Consider the following 19,687-nt stretch of genomic DNA (forward strand, 5'->3'; position numbering starts at 1 on the left):
GGAGCCGCTCGGCGACCGCCCCTGACTCCCTCGCGCGAGGCCGTTCGCGGCCTGACGGCCGCTCACGGGCGCACGCCACCGCATGCATTCTTTATAAGTAGCCATCGCCGTCGCTCACGATCGTTTAAATACTATATTACAACCGACGACCTGCAACACCCACTCCCGCTATCGATCAAGAAACACCGTTCGGCGACCGACTGTTTCATTCTCCGTTGTATTTGAAGAATAGGATCTCGACGGAACCAGTGGGACAAACTTCATGCTCGCGTAACCGCATGTGATACACATGCATGGTGATGACGTCGGTGGTCCGCGAGACCCCCTCGAAGCCGCGGTCCGCGAGCGGCGGATCGACGACCCGGATCGGGGACCCGGCCCGCGGGTATCGCGGGTCCCGGAGCCCCACGTCAACGACACGTTCGACGTCGACGGCATCGACACGAAGCGGCGGGAGTCCCTTCTGGAGGCGCTTCTCGCCGCCCGCGACGACGTGAGCGCCGCCTCTGCGACCGAACGGAACGGCACGGTCGGGATACACCACGATCCGTCGGTGTCACGGGACGAACTGCGGGCGGAGCTCGAGTCGTACGGGCTCGTCGTTGCTCCGGGCGACGAGGCGTTCGCGAGCCGCCGAGCCGCCCAGTTCGACTCCGCCCGCGTCGCCGTCGCGGTCCTCTTCGGACTGATGGTCGCGGTGCCGTACGTCGGCGTGTTGTATCCGACCCGGGTCGAGTGGCTGTTCTACGACCCCGTCACCGTGGCGTACCTGCAGTCGATCCTCGACTCGCGGGTCGCCACCCACTTCTTCGTCAACCTCGCCGCGCTCTCCGGCGTCGCCTTCCTCGTCGCCTGCGGCCCAACCATTCGCCGGTCGGTCGCGGCGGTAAAAGCCGGTCGACCGACGAACGAGGCGGCGTTCGTCGTCGGCGTCCTCGCCGTGTACGGGTACAGTACGCTCGCCGCGTTCACCGGCTTCGGCGGCACCGTTCACTACGACCTCGTCGCGTACGCGGTCGTCGGTGCCACGCTCTGGACGCATTTCGACGTCGACTCGGCGACGACGGGGACGGACGACGCGAGGTCGACGACCCCCGCGGCTCCGGACACGACTGACGAGGAGGACCCGATCGCACTGACCGACGGCGGCCGGCACTGACCGACAACGGCCGTCACTGACCGACGGCGGCCGGCGCAGACGACAACGGTCGTCACGGACCGACGACGACCGGCGCAGACGACGTCCGTGTCGTTCCGGCCATGCCTCACGCTCCGGGAACGAAGGCGGCGAGCTCGATCAGTCCCCGTGCGATCGCGGTCACCATCACGAGATAGACGACGTTTCCGGCGGTCGAGAACGCGAGGAACCGCCCGGACGGATACGCGCTCAGCCCGGCGGGGATCGCCATCAGGCTCCGAATCCCGGGAACGGTGTTCGTGACACAGATCCCAACCCCACCGAACCGGTCGAAGAGCCTCGTGACGAGTGCCACCCGCCGGTTCCCGATCCGGCGCTTCACGAGGGAGGGGATCCGGTCGACGTACGGCACCGTCCGTCGGACCCCGATGAACTCCGGACTCTCCTCGTTGAAGCCGCGATAGATCGTGAACTGTCCGAGCGTGGACGCGACGACGCACACGGCGGCGATCACCGCCAACGCCGCGTCGGTCGGCGATGTCAGCGCGACGTACGCGACGTACAGGGCCGCCGGCGGGGTGAGCTTCCCGACGATCATCCCGTCCAAGTAGAAGAGCAGGACGATGGTAGGGACCGCCAGCGCCTGGAGCACGACGAGGACGTCGACGACGCTCGGAAGCATGCGATCGAAGAACGTGCCGGGCGAGTATAACGACGGCGGCCTGACCGGTCGCTCCCGGTTACCGAAATGCAAGGAGAAAGCCTCGTCCCGTTAGGTCGGGGAGGATGTCACTCGTTCCAGACTTTCCGTGGCATCGGGAGACCCTCCCACAGCGCCGGATCGATCGGGTCGTCGAAGCCGACGTCCAGTTCGTGTTCCAGTATCCACTCGAGCTGTCGCACGTGTTGGCCCGTGTGCCACGTCGTCCGCTCGAAGAACTCGTGTTTCGTCGGCTGGCCCCAGAACACGTCCGCGGTCTCCGACCAGTCCGTCGTCGAGCCCGGCCCCTCGATCCAGTCCCGGAACCGCCCTCTGACGGAGCGACCGTACGTGTCGAGCGCGACCGTCGAATGGGGGTCCCAGTCGTGGTCCATTCGTGGGACGCCGTCCATCGGGACGCCGGCCTCGTGCATCATGAACACGTCCGGCAGACTGAACACGTGCTGGATCAGCTCACCGTAGCTCCGCGGTCTGTTCGGGATGTCGGTGGACAGCTCCGACTCCGGGATCAGTTCGAGATATCGGAGCGCTGCCGACAGCATAGTGTCGAGTCGATCACCGAGCTCCTCGACTGGCAACGGCTCCGCTTCGTGCTCGATCCCGACGAGGTCCGCGACGTTCGGGATGTCCTTGCCGTCCGCCCAGTCGTCCCCGACCCTGACGACCGGAACGTGCCCGGGGAGTCCGAGCTCGGTCATCTCCTCGATGATCTCCGGATCCGCTCCCTGAACCCCTATCGGCGACGGATCCGTCGGGTCCCGCTCGGCGTCGGGACCCACCACGTTGTGTGACACGAACTCCACCCCGTTGCGCTCTAAGAACTCCTTGACGCGCAAACAGCTCGTGCATCCGGTCGCCCAGTAGAGATGTGTGTCTGCTGTGGACATGTTTCCTGCGCTGACCAACGTCTGATGAAGGTAAAGCTGTTGTGTCCATCGACTGGTTCGGGTTATTGTTGGCCATCCGAACACAGTGTCCGTTCGCCGATGCCGACGATCGTTGAGGCGGTGGTCGATCAACGGCGACGATCGACGGCTGGATACCACCCATCACCTCCGATCCCTCCGTGTCGCGTTCGCACGCCAGGACGGGGCCGTAGTCGTGTGACCCGGTCCGAACCCGTTCGTGTATTTAAAAGTCGAAACGAATGAAGGGGTAACCAGAGGGGGAACCGGTGCGTCCTTCGAGACGTAATGAACCGATACGCCGCCGGTGAATCGTGTCGCACGCGGTTCGACACGGTCGCTCACCGACGCCACGTCGGTGGGGGATCGGCCGACGGACTGCGACGTTCCGCGGACCGTCTCGGGTGTCGACGATGACGTGGGTCAGGTTTCGCCTCGGGCTCCCGGACGGGTCGTGGATCGCGGACGTCTCACGAGCGAACCCGATGACGACGTATCGGGCTCTGGGCATCGTCTCGGATGACGACGTCGGTTACACGCTGCTCTCGGTCGTCGGTCCGAAGCGGGAATCCGCCGCCGAGGACCTCGACGTACTCGAGGGAATCGAGCAGGTCGAGACCCTCGGTAGCGACGAGTTCGAGACGACGCTGCACGTGACCGGCGAGACGCCGCAGTTCTTCGACGCCGTCCGCCGGTCCGGACTTCCGGTCGAGCCGCCGATCGAGGTCGTCGACGGCGGCACGTCGATCGAAGTTGCCGGCGATCACGAACGGATCTCGTCGCTCGGTCGTCACCTCGCCTCCCTCGACATCGCGTTCGACGTGGAGCTCGTCGGGCAGTACGACGCCGCGAATCGCGTGCTGACCGACACCCAACGGGATCTCGTGTTGGCGGCGATCGACGCCGGCTACTACGCCACCCCGCGCCGGTGTACGCTGACGGAGCTCGCCGAGCGGGAAGGGATCGCTAAATCCACCTGCAGCGAGACGCTCCAGCGCGCCGAGGAGCGACTGATGAAGCGGTTCGCCGAGGGGTTACCGCATGACGAAACCGCCGACACGACCGCGAAACGCGAGGTGGTCGTGTCGTGACGGCCGCTCCGGCAACGGAGGACGACCCCATCCCGGCAACGGAGGACGACCCCATCCCGGCAACGGAGGACGACCCCGACTCGTCCGACGACCTGCTCGCCCGCATCGACCCGACCGATGCGGATCACGAGCGGGTGACGGTGTCGTGTTCGTACCGGTGTCACTCCGGGGAGACGTTCGGCGGCGAGTGGCGCGGCGTTCCCGTCGGAGACCTCCTCGCGGACGCGGATCCGGAGACGACACACGTGCGAGCCGTCTCCTCCGATGGATACTGCGTTCCGGTTCCGATCGTGGACGCGTTCGAGACCGTCGTCGCGGCGGAGCGCGTCGACGACGGAGCGGACTCCAACGGACTTCCGCGGCTCGTCGGAAGCGGGATCGAGGGTCCACGAACCGTGCGCGATCTCGTCCGACTCGAAGCGGTCTCGCTGCCCGCGGATGCGGATGCGGAGCCGCGGTTCCTCGGTGAATCGGACGCGGACCACGACGGGACCGCCGAGCGGGGAGACGTCGACGATCCGACGGAGGTGTCCGACTGATGGTGCTGGACGCGACGCCGATCGTCGTCGCGGGCGGGCGGTCGCTCCGGTTCGGGAGCCGAGACAAGCTCGTGGCGGAACTGAACGGACGGCCACTGATCGATCGGGCCGCGGTCGCGGTGGCACGTGCGACCCGAACCGACCCGATCGTCGCGACGCGGGACCGCGATCACGCGTCCCGCCTCGACGACGCCATCGACGGCGTCACGCCGTCGTTCGTCCACGACGATGAGGAGTACGAAGGGCCGGTCGCGGGCGTTGCCGCCGCGCTCGACACGGTCGATACGCCGTGGGTGTTCGTCTGTGGCGGCGACATGCCGTGGCTCTCCCCGCGGGCGATCAGACGCCTCGGCGAGCGCGCGGAACACCTCTCGCCCGCGGGTGTCGTGCCGGTGTCTGGCGGTCACCCGGAGCCGCTTCACGGTGTCTACCGCGTCAACGACCTCCGACGGGCCATCGAGGGCGCGTGTCCCCGGACGAGCCTTCGCGGCGTCGTCGAACGGCTCTCCCCGCTCGTGACCGTTCCGGCGACCCACGCCGACGACTCGCTCCGGCACTCGCTCGCGGACGTCGACGAGCACGCGGATCTGTTAAGCGGAGGGGCCGCCACGATCACCCAATGACGCGGACAGAGACCGAGATCGAGGTCCCGTCGGTCGTTCGCATCGCCGGCCCGAGCGACGCGGGCAAGACGACGCTCGTCGAGCGACTCCTCGAGGCGTTCGACGGTGAACTCACGGTGGCGACCGTGAAATCGATCCACCACGACATCGAGCCCGACACGGCGGGAACAGACACGCACCGTCATCGCACCGCGGGCGCTGCGTCCGTGGTCGGGATCACGCCGTCGTTCGCGTTCGAGGTCTCGCCGATCGGCGACTCCGCGAACGCGACGGAGTCGGATCCGACCGACTCGGACGCGGCGAAGCGCGCGGCGCTACACGCGACGCTCCGTCGGTTCGCGGACCGCGGATACGATCTCGTCCTCATCGAGGGGTTCTCGGGGACCGACCTCCCGACGGTGTGGCTCGGGGACGGCGACGGTTCGACGGTCGCGGGCGAGGTGATCGCGACCGGATCGGACGCCTTCGAGGAGATCCTCGCGGCGGTTCGCGCCGCGGGCCCGCCGCCGACGGTCGACGTCGCGGCCGCCGACGAGGAGTAACGACGACATCGGGCCACGCCGTCGACGCGGATCAGATCTGTGGACCGAGAGACCCGAGCGCGTCCGACCCGTCGATCGCGATCGAGAGGTCCGCCGTCGCCTCGCCCAGCAGTTCCAGCCGCTCGCGAGCGTCCGCGTCGGCGACGGCCCGGTCCTCGAAGTCGTCGGCGTTCGCGTACGCCGCGCCGCCGACCGCGTGTGCGCCGAAGAACGCGAAGAGTGGGCGGAGCTCCTGATCGATCGCGAGGAAGTGGTGATCGGTCGCGCCGGTCGCCACGAGTCCGACCGCCGCGTTCTCGAACGGAGCGACGTCTCCCTGCCACCCGCCGCGCGGGACGGCGTCGAGCAGGTTCTTCAGCGCACCCGAGTACGACCCCCGATACACCGGCGTTCCGACGACGTACGCGTCGGCGTCGACGATCCGATCGAGCGCCTCGGCCGTGTCGCCCTCGTAGGCGTCGCGTCCGCGACCGTCCGCCGTCGCGAGGTCGTACTCCGCGAGGTGGAGCGTCTCGGCGACCACCTCGTCGTGACTCGCCGCCGCGGCGTCGATCGCGACCTCGACCGCGCTCCGGGTCCGCGACTCGGTGGAGACGCTGCCGACGATCCCGAGGAGCGTTCGTGCCGTCATCTATCGAGCGACCCTCGCGCCGCCGACCGTCTCGATCTCGTCGACCGCGTCGACGTCCTCGGGGGCGAGGGGCTCGGCCTCCTCGACGGCCGGAATGATCGTCTGCCCGAAGCGTTCGAGGTCCTCGTCGTAATCGAGGAACCCCGCGAGCACGACGTCGATTCCGATCGCATCGAGCTTCCGTATCCGCTCGACGATCTGTTCGTCCGTCCCGATGAGACCGGTTTTGAAGCCGTCGTTGTACTGAACCAGGTCCTCGAAATCGGAGTCGGACCACATCCCGTCGCCCTCCGCGGAGGACTGTCCGGCCTGTTTCACCTGCTCGCGGAACGCCTCGACCGCCTCGTCGGTGGCGTTCTCGATCACGCCTTCGAGCACCGATTTCGCCTTCGACTCGGTGTCTCGCTGGATGACGAACGCGTTCGCGGCGAACCGGGGCGGTTCGGTCTCGAACTCCGCGGCGTACTCCTCGACGTCCTCGATGACGGCGCGGATCTCCTGGAGGCTCCCGCCGTTGATGAACAGCACGTCCGCCTGCCTCGCCGCCATCCGTCGTGCGGCCTGCGAGTTACCGCCCTGGAACACCTTCGGATACGGGTCCTGAACGGGCTTCGGCTCCAGCGGCGCGCCCTCGAAGCCGTCGATGTCCCTGCCGATCGTGTAGAACCGACCGTCGTAGGTGGCCCGCTCTTCCGTCCACAGCGCTTTCAGGACCTCGATGAACTCCTCCGATCGGGCGTATCGCTCGTCGTGTGCGAGCCAGGGCTGCCCGAAGCCGGTGAACTCGCCTTTGAACCAGCCGGAGACGACGTTTATCGAGAACCGGCCGTCGCTGATGCGGTCGGAGGTGGCGATGAAGTTCGCCAGCGGGCCGGGCTCCCAGAGTCCGGGGTGGACCGCGCCGATGACGTGGAGCTCGTCGGTCTGTGCCGCGAGCGCGTTCGCGATCGACAGCGCCTCCAGCTGGCGGTCCGCGCCGTAGCTGCCGAAGAACCGCGCCTGTGCGAGCGCGTAGTCGAAGCCGACCTCCTCCGCCGTTCGAGCGAGGTCGAGGTTGTACTCGTACGTCCAGTCCGTCTCCGTCTCCCAGTCCGAAACGACCAGCCCGCCGCTGACGTTCGGCACCCAGTACGCGAACTCGGTATCCATACCCGACCCTCGGCCCGGACCGGTTTAACGCGGTCTACGGCGGCGATAGCTGTTGATGCTCCCGTGTGGCGGCGAACCCTGCGAACGGACCCGGTCGCCGGCAACGATTGACGAGAGGTCGGTTCCGGACCGACGGGTAGAAGGCCCGCCCGACCGCATCGAACGCCATGGAGGTCGAGTGCCGGTTCTTCGGACCCTTCCGTGACGACGTCGGTGAGAAGCGGGTGACGCTGGACGTCGACGTCGAGACGTACCGCGAACTGCTTGCGCGGTTGGCGGAACGGTATCCGGAGCTCGACGGGCGGCTGCTCGCGGACGGCGGAGACGACCTCGCGGGGCGAACCGTCGTCAGCGTGAACACGACCGACCTCAGACATCTCGATGGACTGGACACGCCGGTCGAGGACGGCGACGTCGTCCGTGCGATCCCGTCCGTGTACGGTGGGTGAGACCGTCATTCGGTGGGTATAACCGCTTGACGGAAGATGAGCCGCGGAGCCCGAGCGCGCCCCTCGCTTCCGCCGCATCGCTTTTGACCGCACCCGTCGTACGTTCCGACATGAAGAACGTCCTCCTGTTGGTCGTCGGTCTCGTCGGACTGATCGAACTCCTCGTCCCGAGCTGGATGGTCCGGCTGTTCACGCGAGTCGCGTATCGAGACGCGGACGACGCCGAGCCCCGAGAGTGGTTCCACGTCGCCGCCAGACTGGAGGGTGCGGTGCTCGTCACCGTCGCGCTCGTCGGGCTGTTCCGCTCCGCCCGCGGGTCGGGGGCGCACGGTGACACGTCGAACGAGTCCGCCGACGAGGCGAGCTAACTGGGTCCTCGCCCGGGTCTCGTCCGTTCTCGTCCTCTTTCGCGCTTCCCCATCCCATACTACCATATACGAGGCGGCTGTTGAACGGAACACCATGTCTCGATCCGATCGTCGGATGGCCTCCGGGGACTCCGGTGAGGTCCGCGTCCTCCACGTCGACGACGATCCGGATTTCACCGCACTCACGGCGACGTACCTCGATCGGATCGACGAGTCGATCGAGGTGCGTTCGGAGACGAGCGTCACTCCCGCGCTGGACGCGCTCGGGGACGAACGGATCGACTGTGTCGTCAGCGACTACGATATGCCCGAAATGGACGGCTTGGAGTTCCTCGATCGCGTCAGGGAGCGCGACGACGACGTTCCGTTCGTCCTGTTCACCGGTAAAGGAAGCGAGGAGATAGCGAGCGAGGCGATCTCGGCGGGCGTCACCGACTACATCCAGAAGGAGGTGGGCGGCGACCAGTACACGGTGCTCGCCAACCGGATCCGGAACGCGGTCGAACAGCACCGCTCGAAGCGAGCGCTCGCCGCCAGTCAGGAGCGACTCTCGCGATTCATCGACCAGTCGCCGCTGGGGACGATCGAGTACGACGACCGGTTTCGGATCGTTCGCGTGAACGCCGCCGCCGAGGAGATCCTCGGGTACGACGAGTCGGAGATCGTCGACGGGACGTGGATGCCGTTCGTCCCCGACGACGAACAACGGCTCGTCGCCGAGGTCGAACGACAGCTGCTCTCCGATAAGGGCGGCTACCGGAGCGTCAACGAAAACGTTCGATCGAACGACACGCGAATCCTGTGTGCGTGGCACAATCAAGTCGTGACCGACGCGGACGGGGAGGTGATCCGGATCTTCTCGCAGTTCGAGGACATCACCGCCCAGGAGTCCAGAAAGCGGGAGATAGAACGGACGAACGCCGTGCTCTCGACCATCTTCGACACGCTCTCAGTCGGTATGCTCGCGGAGGACGCCGACCGCCGAGTCATCGCGGTCAACCAGCAGCTGTACGACCTGTTCGGCGTGGAGGGATCGCCCGAGGAGGCCGTCGGAGCCGACTGCGAGCGGTTCGCCATCGAGGTCAGCGGCATGTTCGCGGATCCTGACCGGTTCCTCGAGCGGATCAACGAGATCGTCGACGCCCGAGAGCCCGTCCCGAACGAGCGGATCGCGCTGGCCGACGGACGCAGCTTCCGACGGACGTACCGACCGATCGATCTCCCCGACGGTAAGGGACATCTGTGGGTGTATCGGGACGTGACGGAGCCGGTGATCTGACGGTCAAGCAAGGTCGACGTCCCACAGCGGAGCACACAACGGGACCGTTCCGACCGGCTACTGATCGACGATTTCGACGCCATCGATGTCGATGCGCGCACCGCCGGTTTCACTTTCGGTCGCGGTTACTTCCCAGCCGTGTGCCTCGACGATCGATCGAACGATCCATAGTCCGTAGCCCGTGCTGTCCGAGCTGTTCGAGTACTCTTCCTCAAACACGCGATCACGATCGGATTCCGGAATACCGCAACCGTCGTCCGCGACGTAAAATCCACTCTCCCCGAGCACGACCCGAATGGTCACGTCATTTCCTCCGTGCTTGACGCTGTTTCGGAACAGGTTCTCGAACACTCGCTGGAGACGATCCGGATCGGCGAGGATCGTTCCCCTCCCCTCGATCTCGAGTGACGCCCCCTCGGTGTCCACGTATTTCCATGCATTGCTCGCGATGCGATCGATATCCGTCGGCTGGGTCTCGGCGATGTCCCGTCCCGTTTGAGAGAGCCAAAGGAGATCCTCGAGGATCCGATCCATTCGATTCAACGATGCGTTCACTCGATCGAGATGTTCCTGCTCGCCGTCTTCTCGGTACAACTCCAGACGTCCCATGGCAATCGAGAGCGGGTTCCGAAGATCGTGTGACACCGTACATGTGAACGCTTCCAGTCGGTCGTTTTGGCGTGTTAGCTCCCGTTCTCGATCCCGTAATTGCTGTTTCCGTTCGAGCTGATCGAGTGCCGTTCTGATATGTTCTGACAGTACTTCTCCGACGGCGATATCCTCACGACCGAACGCTCCTCGTTGCTTTGACGTTGCGATCAACACGCCGTGCTCCCCGAGCGGAAGGAACAGTTCACTGTGGACATCGGTCTCCGGGTTGTACGCGTCACCCTTCTCGCGAACGTCATCGATCGCGATCGGCGCTTGGTTTTCATATGCTCGCCAGGCGATACTGTTTTCCGTCAGAGTTGGCGGATCGCCGATAAGCGACTCGCCGGCCTCCGTTATCGCGGCGGGAACGAGCGTCGCTGATTCCTCCTCGTAATAGTGGATGCCGTTCGTATCGAGCCCCAGAGCGTCTCGTGCGGCCTCGACGCCGACTTCGGCCACCTCGGTCCGAGTTTCCGCGTCCAGCAACGTTTCCATCGCGTCGTTCAGTGCTTTGAACTGACGTTTGCGTTTCTCACGAGCGGTGACGTCCGTGTTCACCGCAACGAACTTTCGGACTGTTCCGTTCTCGTCAGTGATCGGTGCGATCGTCTGGTCGATCACGTACCGATCGCCGTTCTTTCGCCGATTTATCACTCGGTTTCGCCATACCCGACCGTCGAGGATCGTTCGCCACAGCTCCCGGTAGAACGCTTCATCGTGTTCACCCGACTGGAGGATCGTTGGTGTGTTCCCAACCGCTTCATCGGAGCTGTAACCGGTGATCGCTTCGAAGGCGGGATTGACGTACTCTATTTCGGCGTCGATGTCGGTGATATATATCGCATGCCCGGATTCATCGATCGCCCGCTTGAAGGTTCGAAGTCGCCGCTGTCGACGTTTCTTTTCGGTGACATCGCGAATCGCCATCAACACTCGATCGCCGGCCACGTGGTGTCTCATCGGGGCCATGTTTCCCTCGTACCACAACGTCCGATCGTCGAGTTCGAGTGGGAACTCGATCCGCTGGGACGTTTCGGATCGGATCGTCTCACGGCATGCGTTCCCGATCCGGTCTCTCTCCTCCGCCGAAACGTATTCGCGGAACGACTCTTCGTCAAGGAGCGATGAAGACACTGCATCATGCTCCGGGTGGTCTGTGACGGGTCCTTCGCAGTTTCCGTCGCGGTCGAAGACTATCAGTCCGTCCGATGATGCCTCGTAGATCGCTCGGAGTCGGTTCCGTTCGGCTCGGAGCTTTGCCGTCGTCTCAATCGCATTGATCGCGTGAGCGATGTCGTCTCCCAGTCGTTCGAGAAGCTTCCGTTCGAACCCTCCGATATTGGCGTGTCGATCCGTACCGACACACAGTATCCCGTAGTTGGTACCCTGATACGTAAGCGGCACTTCCGCGATCGTTTCGGATCGGTACCAACGATCCAACGTCTCGGTATCCTCGTCGGACGCATATCGAGATCCCACGTCGCCGCTTTCGGGTCCGTCGGAACGGATCGTCGCGTCGTCGTACAGTTCGGACCGGCTGAAAACGTCACAGACGTACCGTTCGAGTTCCGTCCGTGAGGTCTTCCGAACCAGAACTTCGCGTACCTCCTGAGCGACGTGGTTGATCCGTTCGATTCGCTCAGCGTGTCGCTCGGCATGGTAGCGATCAACGATGTTCTCGATCCGGTTCCTGAGCACCTGATACTGGCTGGTACCGTGCTCTTTTTGAATATATTCCGTTGCTCCCGCTGAAAGCGCTCGCTCGGCGACTTCCTCTGACCCCTTACCGGTGAAGAGCACAAATGGGAGATCAGGTTTCTGCTCTCGGACCCGTTCGAGCAGCTCGATCCCGTTCATATCCGGCATCTGGTAGTCACTGACGACGCAGTCGACACTGTCGTTTAGTCGTTCGAGCGCCCGTTCGGGATCGGTTTCGGTCGTTACGTCGATTCGCTCGCTCCGAGTTAGATATCTTGAGACCAACTCGGCGAAGGATTCGTCGTCGTCGACGTGTAACACCTGTAACTCGGTTCCGATCTCGGACTGTTTCTGGCTCATTCTTTGTATCTCGAGAGTAGATCACAGTAGAGTAGTCGTGCTCGCGTTTGATCGCTTAGTAGCGTTTCGAGACGCGAGTCAGTTTCCGCTTCCAGTTCCGCCTTCCGTTCTTTCAGTGCGAGGTACTCCGGATCGTTCTCGACGATGTCGATATATCCCGTTTGTTCAAGTGCGATCAGTCGGGATGTAATGGAGAACAGCTCCTGCATTCGGTCCTCGAGGGCCCGCCGTTCGAACAATGACTCGACAAGCGATCGCAGCTCTCGTTCTCGAACAGGCTTGATCAGATAGGCGTCGAACTCCATGTCGACGATGTCGGCGTCCGGTTCGATGGCGGTGATCATTGCGACACGACAGTCGAGGCCACGATCCCGGATTCGATAGAGCACTTTATCACCGGAGAGACCCGGCATGCGCCGATCGAGCAGGACGACGTCCGGAACTGGCGTCTCATTGTCAAACAGGTACTCGATCGCTTCTGTCCCCGTGGTAGCGGTTTCGATCGTGTAGCTGTCCTCGAGTCTTGCCGCGTACATCCCGAGCAGGAACGGTTCATCTTCGACGATCAACACTCTACCGTCCGAAACCCCATCGCCATCCTCTCTCACTGACGCCGGTCGTTCGTTGTCGTCCGTTGCACTCGGATCGTTACTCCTGTCCATCGGTCTCGGGCTCGTGGTTCTCCGTCGATACCATCAACTCTCGATCGCTTGCCGTCGTATCATTGTCGCTCATTGGTGGCTCTCCTCGGTCGTACTGACCGTTACCGAGCGCTTCGATGACGAATCGACGACGGAGATCGCCTCGGAATGAGGCTGTAAGGGAGCGTAAAACTCATCGACGAAGTCGGCCGAGACCGCCTCGAACGTGTCGGACATCGACGTGCGACGGTTGATGTCGTCTGACTCGAGTCTCGTGAAGCGCTTCCACCATTCGATATCCTGTTCCGAAATTCCGATATCGTCGGTGAGTCGACCTCCATCGACCTGTGGACGCTCCTCCGCGGTGATCCTCGCTGAAGTATCATCCGACATTGAGCTTATGGATAGCATAACTCATATATGTAAGAACGTCAGGGGCAAAATATCCCGCCTAGACTACCAATGGGGGTGATATTTCCCAGACGAGGAGGGAGGACTCATCCGCTCCGGATCAAGAATTCTCATTACAAGGATCAGCAATGAAACTCACTCGAGTAGTTCCGAACTGGTTCCGTCTCTCTCACCCGTCTCGGTCGCCGTCCAACAGACCCGAAAGTATGGTCCGTTCGGCTGCTCGGAGATGGCGATGAAACGCCGACGTCGAGAGATCCATCATATCGGCGAGTTCGACTCCGCTTGCCTGTTTTGGCGAGGTGAAGTATCCGCTCCGGTACGCCAGTTCGATCGCTTCTCGTTGACGAGCGGTGAGCCGATCGAGAATCGATCCTGGTAGCGAGGTCAACGTGTCCGGCGTTTCCTCCTGACTCCGCTGAGCCGTCAGTTCCGAGTCGGGATACAGAGTGGTGAGCGTTTCGACGGCAGTGTGGACGTTCATGGTCGGTGACACGCCGACGACGACAGTCGCCGCCTTCTCGGCAGCCGTGATCCGCTTGATCTTGATCCCGTGATCGGCGAGTCTCGTCCCAATGAACGTCCCGGACACCTCTAGCTGTACCAACGGCTCCGACTCGTCATCGAGAATAAACTGGGTACTGTCGACTTCGCTCGCCTCCTTGGCATGTTCGAGGAGTCCATCGGCCGAACCGTCAACGACGGTGACGAACAGGTGTGTCGTTCCGCTCTCCTGCGGGACCATTCCCTCGACTCTGAGGTGGGTATCCGTCCGTTGAGCGAACCGGAGGACGAAGCATGAGAGATCCGTCACTCGAAACTCGAGTTCGGTTGCCTGGTTCGTAACGAGCGCGTTCTTCCGTTGGACCGCATTGATCGCGTAGCCGGTGATTCGCCCGAGTTCGGTCCACACCGATCGAACCGGGCCACGGAACGGGTCCACGTCGTTTACATAGACGGTAAGGACTCCGTACACACTGTCTTCGTACCGGATCGGAACCGCGAACACGGATTTGAAGCCTCGTTCGAGTGCACGGCCCCGCCACGGCTGACGGCGTGCGTCCTTCGCCGTGTTCTCGACGATCGAGAGCTCCCCGGTCCGGATCGCTTCGAAAGTCGGCTCGTGCCCGTCATCGATCGACTTGGAAAGGCGATCCAGATACCCCTGTCCGTCTCCCGCACGCTGTCGCTCGACGATCCGATCGTCAACCGGATCGCGTTCGGCTATCCACACGAATTCGACCCGATCGTTTTCGGCTAGCTGTTCGCAGACCGCTCTCTCGAGTTCGGTACGGGTGGTAGCAGTGATCAGCGCCCCGGTAAGGCCTCTGATCTCGCCGTTCAACTGTGCGAGCAGTTCGAGCCGTTCGTTCCGTTCCCGGAGCTCGCGTTCATGCCGTCGCAGCGACCGCTCCCGTTCGACACGATCGAACGCCGCAGTCGCCTTCGCTCCCAACAGCTCAAGGAGGGTGGTCGTGTTCTCGGCGTAGGCTCCTCGTCCGGCCGATCCGACGAGCAAGACGCCGTGATCGCCGAGCGGATACACGATCTCGCTCCTGGACACGGTGTCGGGATCGCACCGGTCGGCGTCGTCGGCTCGAACGTCGTCGAACGTCTCGGGGGAACCGGTCTCGAAGACGTGCCAAGCGATGTTCTCATTCGGTCCCAGAGTCGGCAGTTCGTCGACGTGTTCGTCGACGTCGTCGGAACACGCGATCGGCTCAAGAACGCCCTCGTCATCATTAAAAAGATACAGTTTCACGCTCGTGGCGTCGGTCACGTCTTGTGTGGTGTCCACTGCGATATCCGCGATCGATTGGTTCGTCCCTGCAGTGAGAAGTTGCTCGCCCACCTCGTTGAGTGTCTCGAGTGCGTCTTCGTATCTGACGTGGTCGGAAACGTCTCTCAGCGTCGTATACACTACATGGCGGTCCTCAAGCTCGACCGTTGATGTCGACCACTCGACCGGGACCTCGATCCCATCGTTATCGATTGCACGTATCCGATCGCCGTTGGGGAGTCGCCTGCAACTACCCTGCCTCTCGACGCAGAGATTAAACTGCCGTCGGTACTGGTCCTCGTCGACCTCGGGGTACAGATCGGTGTAGTGTCGTCCGACGAGACCCTGCTGTGGCGTCCCGAACAGCTCGGCTGCCGCTTCGTTCGTCTCCACGATCGCTCCGGTTTCCACGTCTGTAACGACGATCGGGTCGGGTGAGGCGTCGATCAGTGTCAGATACTTTCGACGTGCCGTTTCGATCGTCCGTTGCTGGCGACGTTCGACAGTGACGTCCTGAGACATCCCCATCGCTGCGACGATCGAACCGTTCTCTCGAACGGGACGAACGCGGATCCGGGCGATCCGGTCTTGCACCTCCGTTTCGAACCGGCACGATTCCCCATTGAGCGCCGACCTGTACCGAGCTTCCATCTCCGAGCCGATCGGCTCCGGCAGTGCCTCCGAGACTCGGGAGCCTTCGAGGTCGGACCGACATAGATCGAGTCGGCCGAACCACTGGCCCACTACCAGTTCGTACTCCAACTCCTCGTTAACCAGCGAAACCACACCGTTCGGGAAATTCTCAGCGAGCACTCGGTACTTGTTCCGGTGTTCCAATGCATCCCGCTCTGCCGTTTTGCGATCGCTGATGTCTCGGACGGACGCGAGCACCCGCTCCCGATCGTCGATGTCAACGAGGGTGAGTATCACCTCTGCCGGAAACGACGTCCCATCACGTCGCCGTACCTGCCACTCAAATCGGATCTTCTCCTCTTTAGAAGCTTCCTGGATCCGGTCGAGGGCCGTCTCGATCGAATAGGTCGGGTCGTCCGCGCTAAGACGTTCTATTGTTTCGCCGACGATCTCACCGTATTCGTAGCCCACCATCTCGAGATATGTCTCGTTAATGTCAACTATCCTTGTTGAATCGGGATCGTGCACGGCGAGTCCATCCGCGACACCGTCGAAGACGTTCCGACCGTCTCGCGGAACAGTCACGAGCGGAGTTTCGGTAGATCCTCCCCGGAAGTGTGAGCCTCGGATTGCTTCCATCCGATCGGCTCCGGGGCTCGGTGAGCAGCCTCCGCTGTGGTCCCAGTCACAACCGAGTTCATCGATACACTAACACTACTCCATTCCAAGAGTACATCAATCTTCGCCAGTCCATGAACTACATCAATCTTCACCAGTCCATGAAGCCGTTCGCACACGGTCCCGTGCAGGAAATAGAGAAGCGGCTCGGAAACTAGTTTGCTACCACCGATCTCTCCGGTTCCGAGTTCGTTTCGCTCTCGTCTTCGGCTCCACTACGCTGTGCCGCTACGTATAAGCGCCCGTCGCCGTCGAGCACGCCCCTACAGCGCCGGCGGCTCGTGGCGGCCGAGAACGATCTCCTGTCCTTCGATGTCCTCTAACGCGGCGACGCGGCCGCCGATCTCGACGCGGCCCTCGGCGGTCTCGACCACGAGCGAGGCGACCTCCTCGGTGTCCTCGAAGGCGACGTCGACGACCCGACCGCCGACGGTGACCGACTCGCCCGTCTCGATGTCGCGTCCCTCGACGGTGGCGTAGAACTCCCCGCCCATCTCCCGGACGTCCTTCACGGCACGGCGGATCGAGGCGTATCGGCGGGGGAACGGTCGGGCCTTCCCGTCCGCGGCGAGCGTCTCGGCGGTCGTCCAGAGGACGGTCCCGAAGAACCCGGACACGAGGAAGCCGAGCGCGGAGCGGTTGAAGATGACGCCGTAGCGCTCGCGGTCGTCCCGCAGCGCGTCCTGTGTGGCGTATACGGAGTACTCCCCGTCGCCGACCGCGAGGACGGGCGTCGTGATCCCCCTCCGCGCGCGAGCGATGGTCGCGACGTCGAGGTAGTCGAACTCGTCGGGATTCGGCGCACGCGAGGCCGGCGTGACGAGGAGCTCGATGCTGACCCCTTCGTTTATCTTCTGCGCCAGGTCATCGCGGAAGCGACGCAGGATCTCCGGCGTGAACGAGACGGCGAGCTCGTACTCCGCTCCAGTTATCACCTCCTCGATGTACCGGAGGATCGTCGAGCGCGACTTCACGAGCGACACGGCCTCGGTCTCGCGGGTCGGGGCCGTGTATCGCGCCTCCAGCTCGTCGACCATCTCCGAGAACGACGAGCGAAGCTCGCCGAACGCCTCCTCGGGATCGACGGCGACGATCTTCATCGGCCGCGACTCACGTAGCTCGACGAGCCCGCGGTCCGAAAGGCTCCGCACCGTATCGTACACTCGCGGCTGCGGGATATTCGTTCGGTCGGCGATGTCGCTCGCCGTCAACTCTCCGTGTTCTAACACCGCAAGGTACGCGTCGATCTCGTACTCTCCGAGGTTGAACCGGTCCCCGACGTAATCGAGCGTCGCGCGGAGGTCGTCTGCCATACGCGGCCCAACACGCTCCCCCGGTATAGGTTTTTACTATACCCCGAGTTGCACGGAGTTTCGGAGCGAGGTCAGCGATCGGGCCAGTGCCCGTCTTCGACCGTCGTACGCGGGATCGCCGTTCGATGCTCGATTTCGGTTACATGTACATTCGGTCGTAGGTGCCCTCGGGTTCGCGCTCCTCGATCCGTTCCGCGAGGTCCTCGTAGTACTGTCGGATCTCGTCGGCGAACGCCGACAGCGGCCCGGCGTCGACGCCGAGATCGTAAGTGTCGTCGATCGTCTCGACGAGCCGTACTGCGGCGTCGACGTCCGGTGCTTGTGCGTGTACCGGCGTGACGAACAGCCCCACCCCGAGCGGCGACTCCATTCCCCGTTCGAGCAGTGCCGCGTTCGTCCCGTCGAGGAATCCGGCCGCCATCGGCTCGACGTCACTCGTATCGAGTCGTTGTTCCCGATAGTCGTCGGTGGCGACGTAGAACGTCCGGTGTCCCTCGGGGCCGTGCGGAATCGGGACGCCGGCGAGAACCGCTATCTCGGAGATGTCGGCCGCCTCAGTCCACTCCAGGATCGACTCCGCCAGCGACTCGCCGAGCACGGACGGAACGAACTGCTCGCCCACGAGAATGGTCACGTCGAGGTCGGGACGCGAGTACAGCCGAGTCGGGTGTCGCGGTCGACCCTTCTCGAACGGCGTGATCGAGGGGATACCCTCCGCTCGCACGTAGCCGGTCTCCACCAGTTCGAGGTGGTCGACGAGGTAGTCGACGGCCGTGAGGCCGGCGAGCCCGTACGCCGAGAAACCGGCAACGAGCGTCGAGCTCGGGGCTGATTCGTGGGTGACGTCGAACGACGGAGGCGTCTTGAACATACCGAACATATGGGGAGTTCGCCCGGCTGCGTGTTAGCGTTTCCCCCGAAACGCGCTCGCCTCGATGGCTGAGGGGCCCCAGTCGGACCTCGGACGAACGTATCCGATCGGGTGCTGGCCGCCACGGGAGGAAACGCTTTTTCGGGTGGGGGCCGCGGATAGCGCATGGTCGAGACCGAGGGAACCGTTCCGGTGGCCGAGTGGTTCCCGTGGTTCGCGGATCTGCCGGGTGCTCGCGCCCTGTTCGTCCTCATCGTGTTCGCGCTCGGCGTCGTCCTGTCGAACTTCCTCGTCCGACTCATCGGTCGTCCGGTCGCGCGGCGGTTCGCCCGTCAGAGCGTCGCACAGACTGTCATCCGCGGCGTCAGAGCCGGCACGATAACCGCCACGCTGCTGTTCGCGCTGTGGGCGATCGGCGTCCGGTTCGCCGACCTCCTCCTCGGGACCGCGGTGTTATCCGCGGTGGTCGGTATCATCCTCGCGCCGCTGATCGGGAACTTCATCAACGGCGTGTTCATCCTCGCCGACCAGCCGTACGAGATCGGCGACATGATCGAGCTCGACGACGGGACGCAGGGGTTCGTCGAGGACATCACGATCCGATACACGAAGATATTCACGATCGACAACACGTTTCTCGTCGTGCCGAACGGCAACATCCGCGAACGCGACGTCACCAACTACTCCGCGGAGGACGAACGGACTCGACGGACGCTCGACGTGCTCGTCACCTACGAGTGCGACGTCGAGGAGGCCCGACGGCTCATCGAACGTGCCGCCCGCGACTGTGAGGCGGTTATCGACGGCGGACCCGACATCCGGATCGGCGTCGCGCGGTACAACGCGAGCCCCGACTGTCGGGTCGAGGAGTTCGGCGACGACGGCGTGTTGCTCCGGCTTCGCTACTGGGTGAAGAAGCCGTACAAACTCGGGAAGGTCCAGTCGGACGTCAACGCCCGTATCCGTGCACTCACCGCCGACGCCAACGTCGAGATGGCGTACCCGCACCGCCACCTCGTGTTCGACGACACCTCCGGCGTCGCTCGCGTGGGCGTCGACGGCGATGACGGGCGAGACGGTGAGCGGGCAGAGACGGGAGACGGTGACGACACGGAAACGGGCGACGGTGAACGAAAACGTGCAGGAGATGAGGCAGGGACCGGCGACACGCATCTCGATGCGGCAGAGCCGGACGACCCCGTGTGATGCGGTTTCA

18 protein-coding genes are annotated in these 19,687 nt (G+C 63.6%); 9 read left to right on the forward strand and 9 right to left on the reverse strand.

Going from position 1 to position 19,687, the window contains the following annotated elements; all coding sequences use genetic code 11:
- Positions 1–289: 289 nt before the first annotated feature.
- Positions 290–1,159, forward strand: coding sequence for a hypothetical protein (locus ACNSN7_RS12260; protein ID WP_418282582.1), 870 nt, complete (start codon positions 290–292; stop codon positions 1,157–1,159).
- A gap of 106 nt (positions 1,160–1,265) precedes the next feature.
- Here ACNSN7_RS12260 and ACNSN7_RS12265 read toward each other — a convergent pair whose 3' ends face one another.
- Together ACNSN7_RS12265 and ACNSN7_RS12270 are read right to left on the reverse strand one after the other, a co-directional pair.
- Entirely contained in the window at positions 1,266–1,820 is a 555-nt protein-coding gene (locus ACNSN7_RS12265) for a DedA family protein (protein WP_418282583.1), read from the reverse strand.
- Between the two features lie 107 nt (positions 1,821–1,927).
- Positions 1,928–2,746 (reverse strand): DinB family protein, encoded by an 819-nt coding sequence (locus ACNSN7_RS12270; protein WP_418282584.1) that lies wholly within the window; start codon positions 2,744–2,746, stop codon positions 1,928–1,930.
- A 431-nt stretch (positions 2,747–3,177) separates the two neighbouring features.
- On the opposite strand from ACNSN7_RS12270, the gene ACNSN7_RS12275 reads away from it, so the two are divergent.
- The 4 genes from ACNSN7_RS12275 to ACNSN7_RS12290 are packed head-to-tail and all read left to right on the forward strand — an operon-like array spanning position 3,178 to position 5,559.
- A complete protein-coding gene (locus tag ACNSN7_RS12275; RefSeq protein ID WP_418282585.1) occupies positions 3,178–3,855 on the forward strand; it encodes a helix-turn-helix domain-containing protein in 678 nt (225 codons plus the stop codon).
- Positions 3,852–4,394: a molybdopterin-binding protein gene (locus tag ACNSN7_RS12280; RefSeq protein ID WP_418282586.1), complete on the forward strand. Its 543-nt coding sequence runs from the start codon at positions 3,852–3,854 to the stop codon at positions 4,392–4,394. Before ACNSN7_RS12275 ends, ACNSN7_RS12280 begins: the two co-directional genes overlap by 4 nt.
- The gene (mobA, locus tag ACNSN7_RS12285; protein ID WP_418282587.1) at positions 4,394–5,017 is read left to right on the forward strand and encodes a molybdenum cofactor guanylyltransferase; all 624 of its coding nucleotides are present in this window, start codon (positions 4,394–4,396) and stop codon (positions 5,015–5,017) included. The genes ACNSN7_RS12280 and mobA overlap by 1 nt, the downstream gene beginning before the upstream one ends.
- The gene (locus ACNSN7_RS12290; RefSeq protein ID WP_418282588.1) at positions 5,014–5,559 is read left to right on the forward strand and encodes a molybdopterin-guanine dinucleotide biosynthesis protein B; all 546 of its coding nucleotides are present in this window, start codon (positions 5,014–5,016) and stop codon (positions 5,557–5,559) included. Before mobA ends, ACNSN7_RS12290 begins: the two co-directional genes overlap by 4 nt.
- Before the next feature lie 31 nt (positions 5,560–5,590).
- Here ACNSN7_RS12290 and ACNSN7_RS12295 read toward each other — a convergent pair whose 3' ends face one another.
- Together ACNSN7_RS12295 and sfnG are read right to left on the reverse strand one after the other, a co-directional pair.
- Entirely contained in the window at positions 5,591–6,190 is a 600-nt protein-coding gene (locus ACNSN7_RS12295) for an NADPH-dependent FMN reductase (RefSeq protein WP_418282589.1), read from the reverse strand.
- Positions 6,191–7,339, reverse strand: a complete 1,149-nt coding sequence (gene sfnG / locus ACNSN7_RS12300; protein WP_418282590.1) for a dimethylsulfone monooxygenase SfnG — start codon at positions 7,337–7,339, stop codon at positions 6,191–6,193.
- A 167-nt stretch (positions 7,340–7,506) separates the two neighbouring features.
- On the opposite strand from sfnG, the gene ACNSN7_RS12305 reads away from it, so the two are divergent.
- The 3 genes from ACNSN7_RS12305 (at position 7,507) to ACNSN7_RS12315 (ending at position 9,435) form a co-directional block, all read left to right on the forward strand.
- Complete coding sequence (locus tag ACNSN7_RS12305) at positions 7,507–7,788, forward strand: MoaD family protein (protein WP_418282591.1); 282 nt, start codon at positions 7,507–7,509, stop codon at positions 7,786–7,788.
- Between the two features lie 110 nt (positions 7,789–7,898).
- Positions 7,899–8,156, forward strand: coding sequence for a DUF6199 family natural product biosynthesis protein (locus ACNSN7_RS12310; RefSeq protein ID WP_418282592.1), 258 nt, complete (start codon positions 7,899–7,901; stop codon positions 8,154–8,156).
- Positions 8,157–8,250: 94 nt separating this feature from the next.
- On the forward strand, positions 8,251–9,435 hold the full coding sequence (locus tag ACNSN7_RS12315; RefSeq protein WP_418282593.1) for a PAS domain-containing response regulator: 1,185 nt from the start codon (positions 8,251–8,253) through the stop codon (positions 9,433–9,435).
- A 57-nt stretch (positions 9,436–9,492) separates the two neighbouring features.
- Here the strand turns inward: ACNSN7_RS12315 and ACNSN7_RS12320 are convergent, their stop codons facing one another.
- The 5 genes from ACNSN7_RS12320 to ACNSN7_RS12340 form a co-directional block, all read right to left on the reverse strand.
- Positions 9,493–12,144, reverse strand: coding sequence for a PAS domain S-box protein (locus ACNSN7_RS12320; RefSeq protein ID WP_418282594.1), 2,652 nt, complete (start codon positions 12,142–12,144; stop codon positions 9,493–9,495).
- Positions 12,141–12,713: a response regulator gene (locus ACNSN7_RS12325; protein ID WP_418282595.1), complete on the reverse strand. Its 573-nt coding sequence runs from the start codon at positions 12,711–12,713 to the stop codon at positions 12,141–12,143. The genes ACNSN7_RS12320 and ACNSN7_RS12325 overlap by 4 nt, the downstream gene beginning before the upstream one ends.
- 652 nt (positions 12,714–13,365) lie before the next feature.
- Entirely contained in the window at positions 13,366–16,248 is a 2,883-nt protein-coding gene (locus tag ACNSN7_RS12330) for a PAS domain S-box protein (RefSeq protein ID WP_418282596.1), read from the reverse strand.
- Positions 16,249–16,550: 302 nt separating this feature from the next.
- Positions 16,551–17,600 (reverse strand): HTH-type sugar sensing transcriptional regulator TrmB, encoded by a 1,050-nt coding sequence (trmB, locus tag ACNSN7_RS12335; protein WP_418282597.1) that lies wholly within the window; start codon positions 17,598–17,600, stop codon positions 16,551–16,553.
- Between the two features lie 139 nt (positions 17,601–17,739).
- On the reverse strand, positions 17,740–18,480 hold the full coding sequence (locus ACNSN7_RS12340) for a proteasome assembly chaperone family protein (RefSeq protein WP_418282598.1): 741 nt from the start codon (positions 18,478–18,480) through the stop codon (positions 17,740–17,742).
- Positions 18,481–18,636: 156 nt separating this feature from the next.
- On the opposite strand from ACNSN7_RS12340, the gene ACNSN7_RS12345 reads away from it, so the two are divergent.
- Complete coding sequence (locus ACNSN7_RS12345; RefSeq protein ID WP_418282599.1) at positions 18,637–19,677, forward strand: mechanosensitive ion channel family protein; 1,041 nt, start codon at positions 18,637–18,639, stop codon at positions 19,675–19,677.
- Positions 19,678–19,687 lie beyond the last annotated feature (10 nt).

Source organism: Halorubrum rarum (assembly GCF_048380895.1).
In the GTDB taxonomy this organism is placed as follows: domain Archaea; phylum Halobacteriota; class Halobacteria; order Halobacteriales; family Haloferacaceae; genus Halorubrum.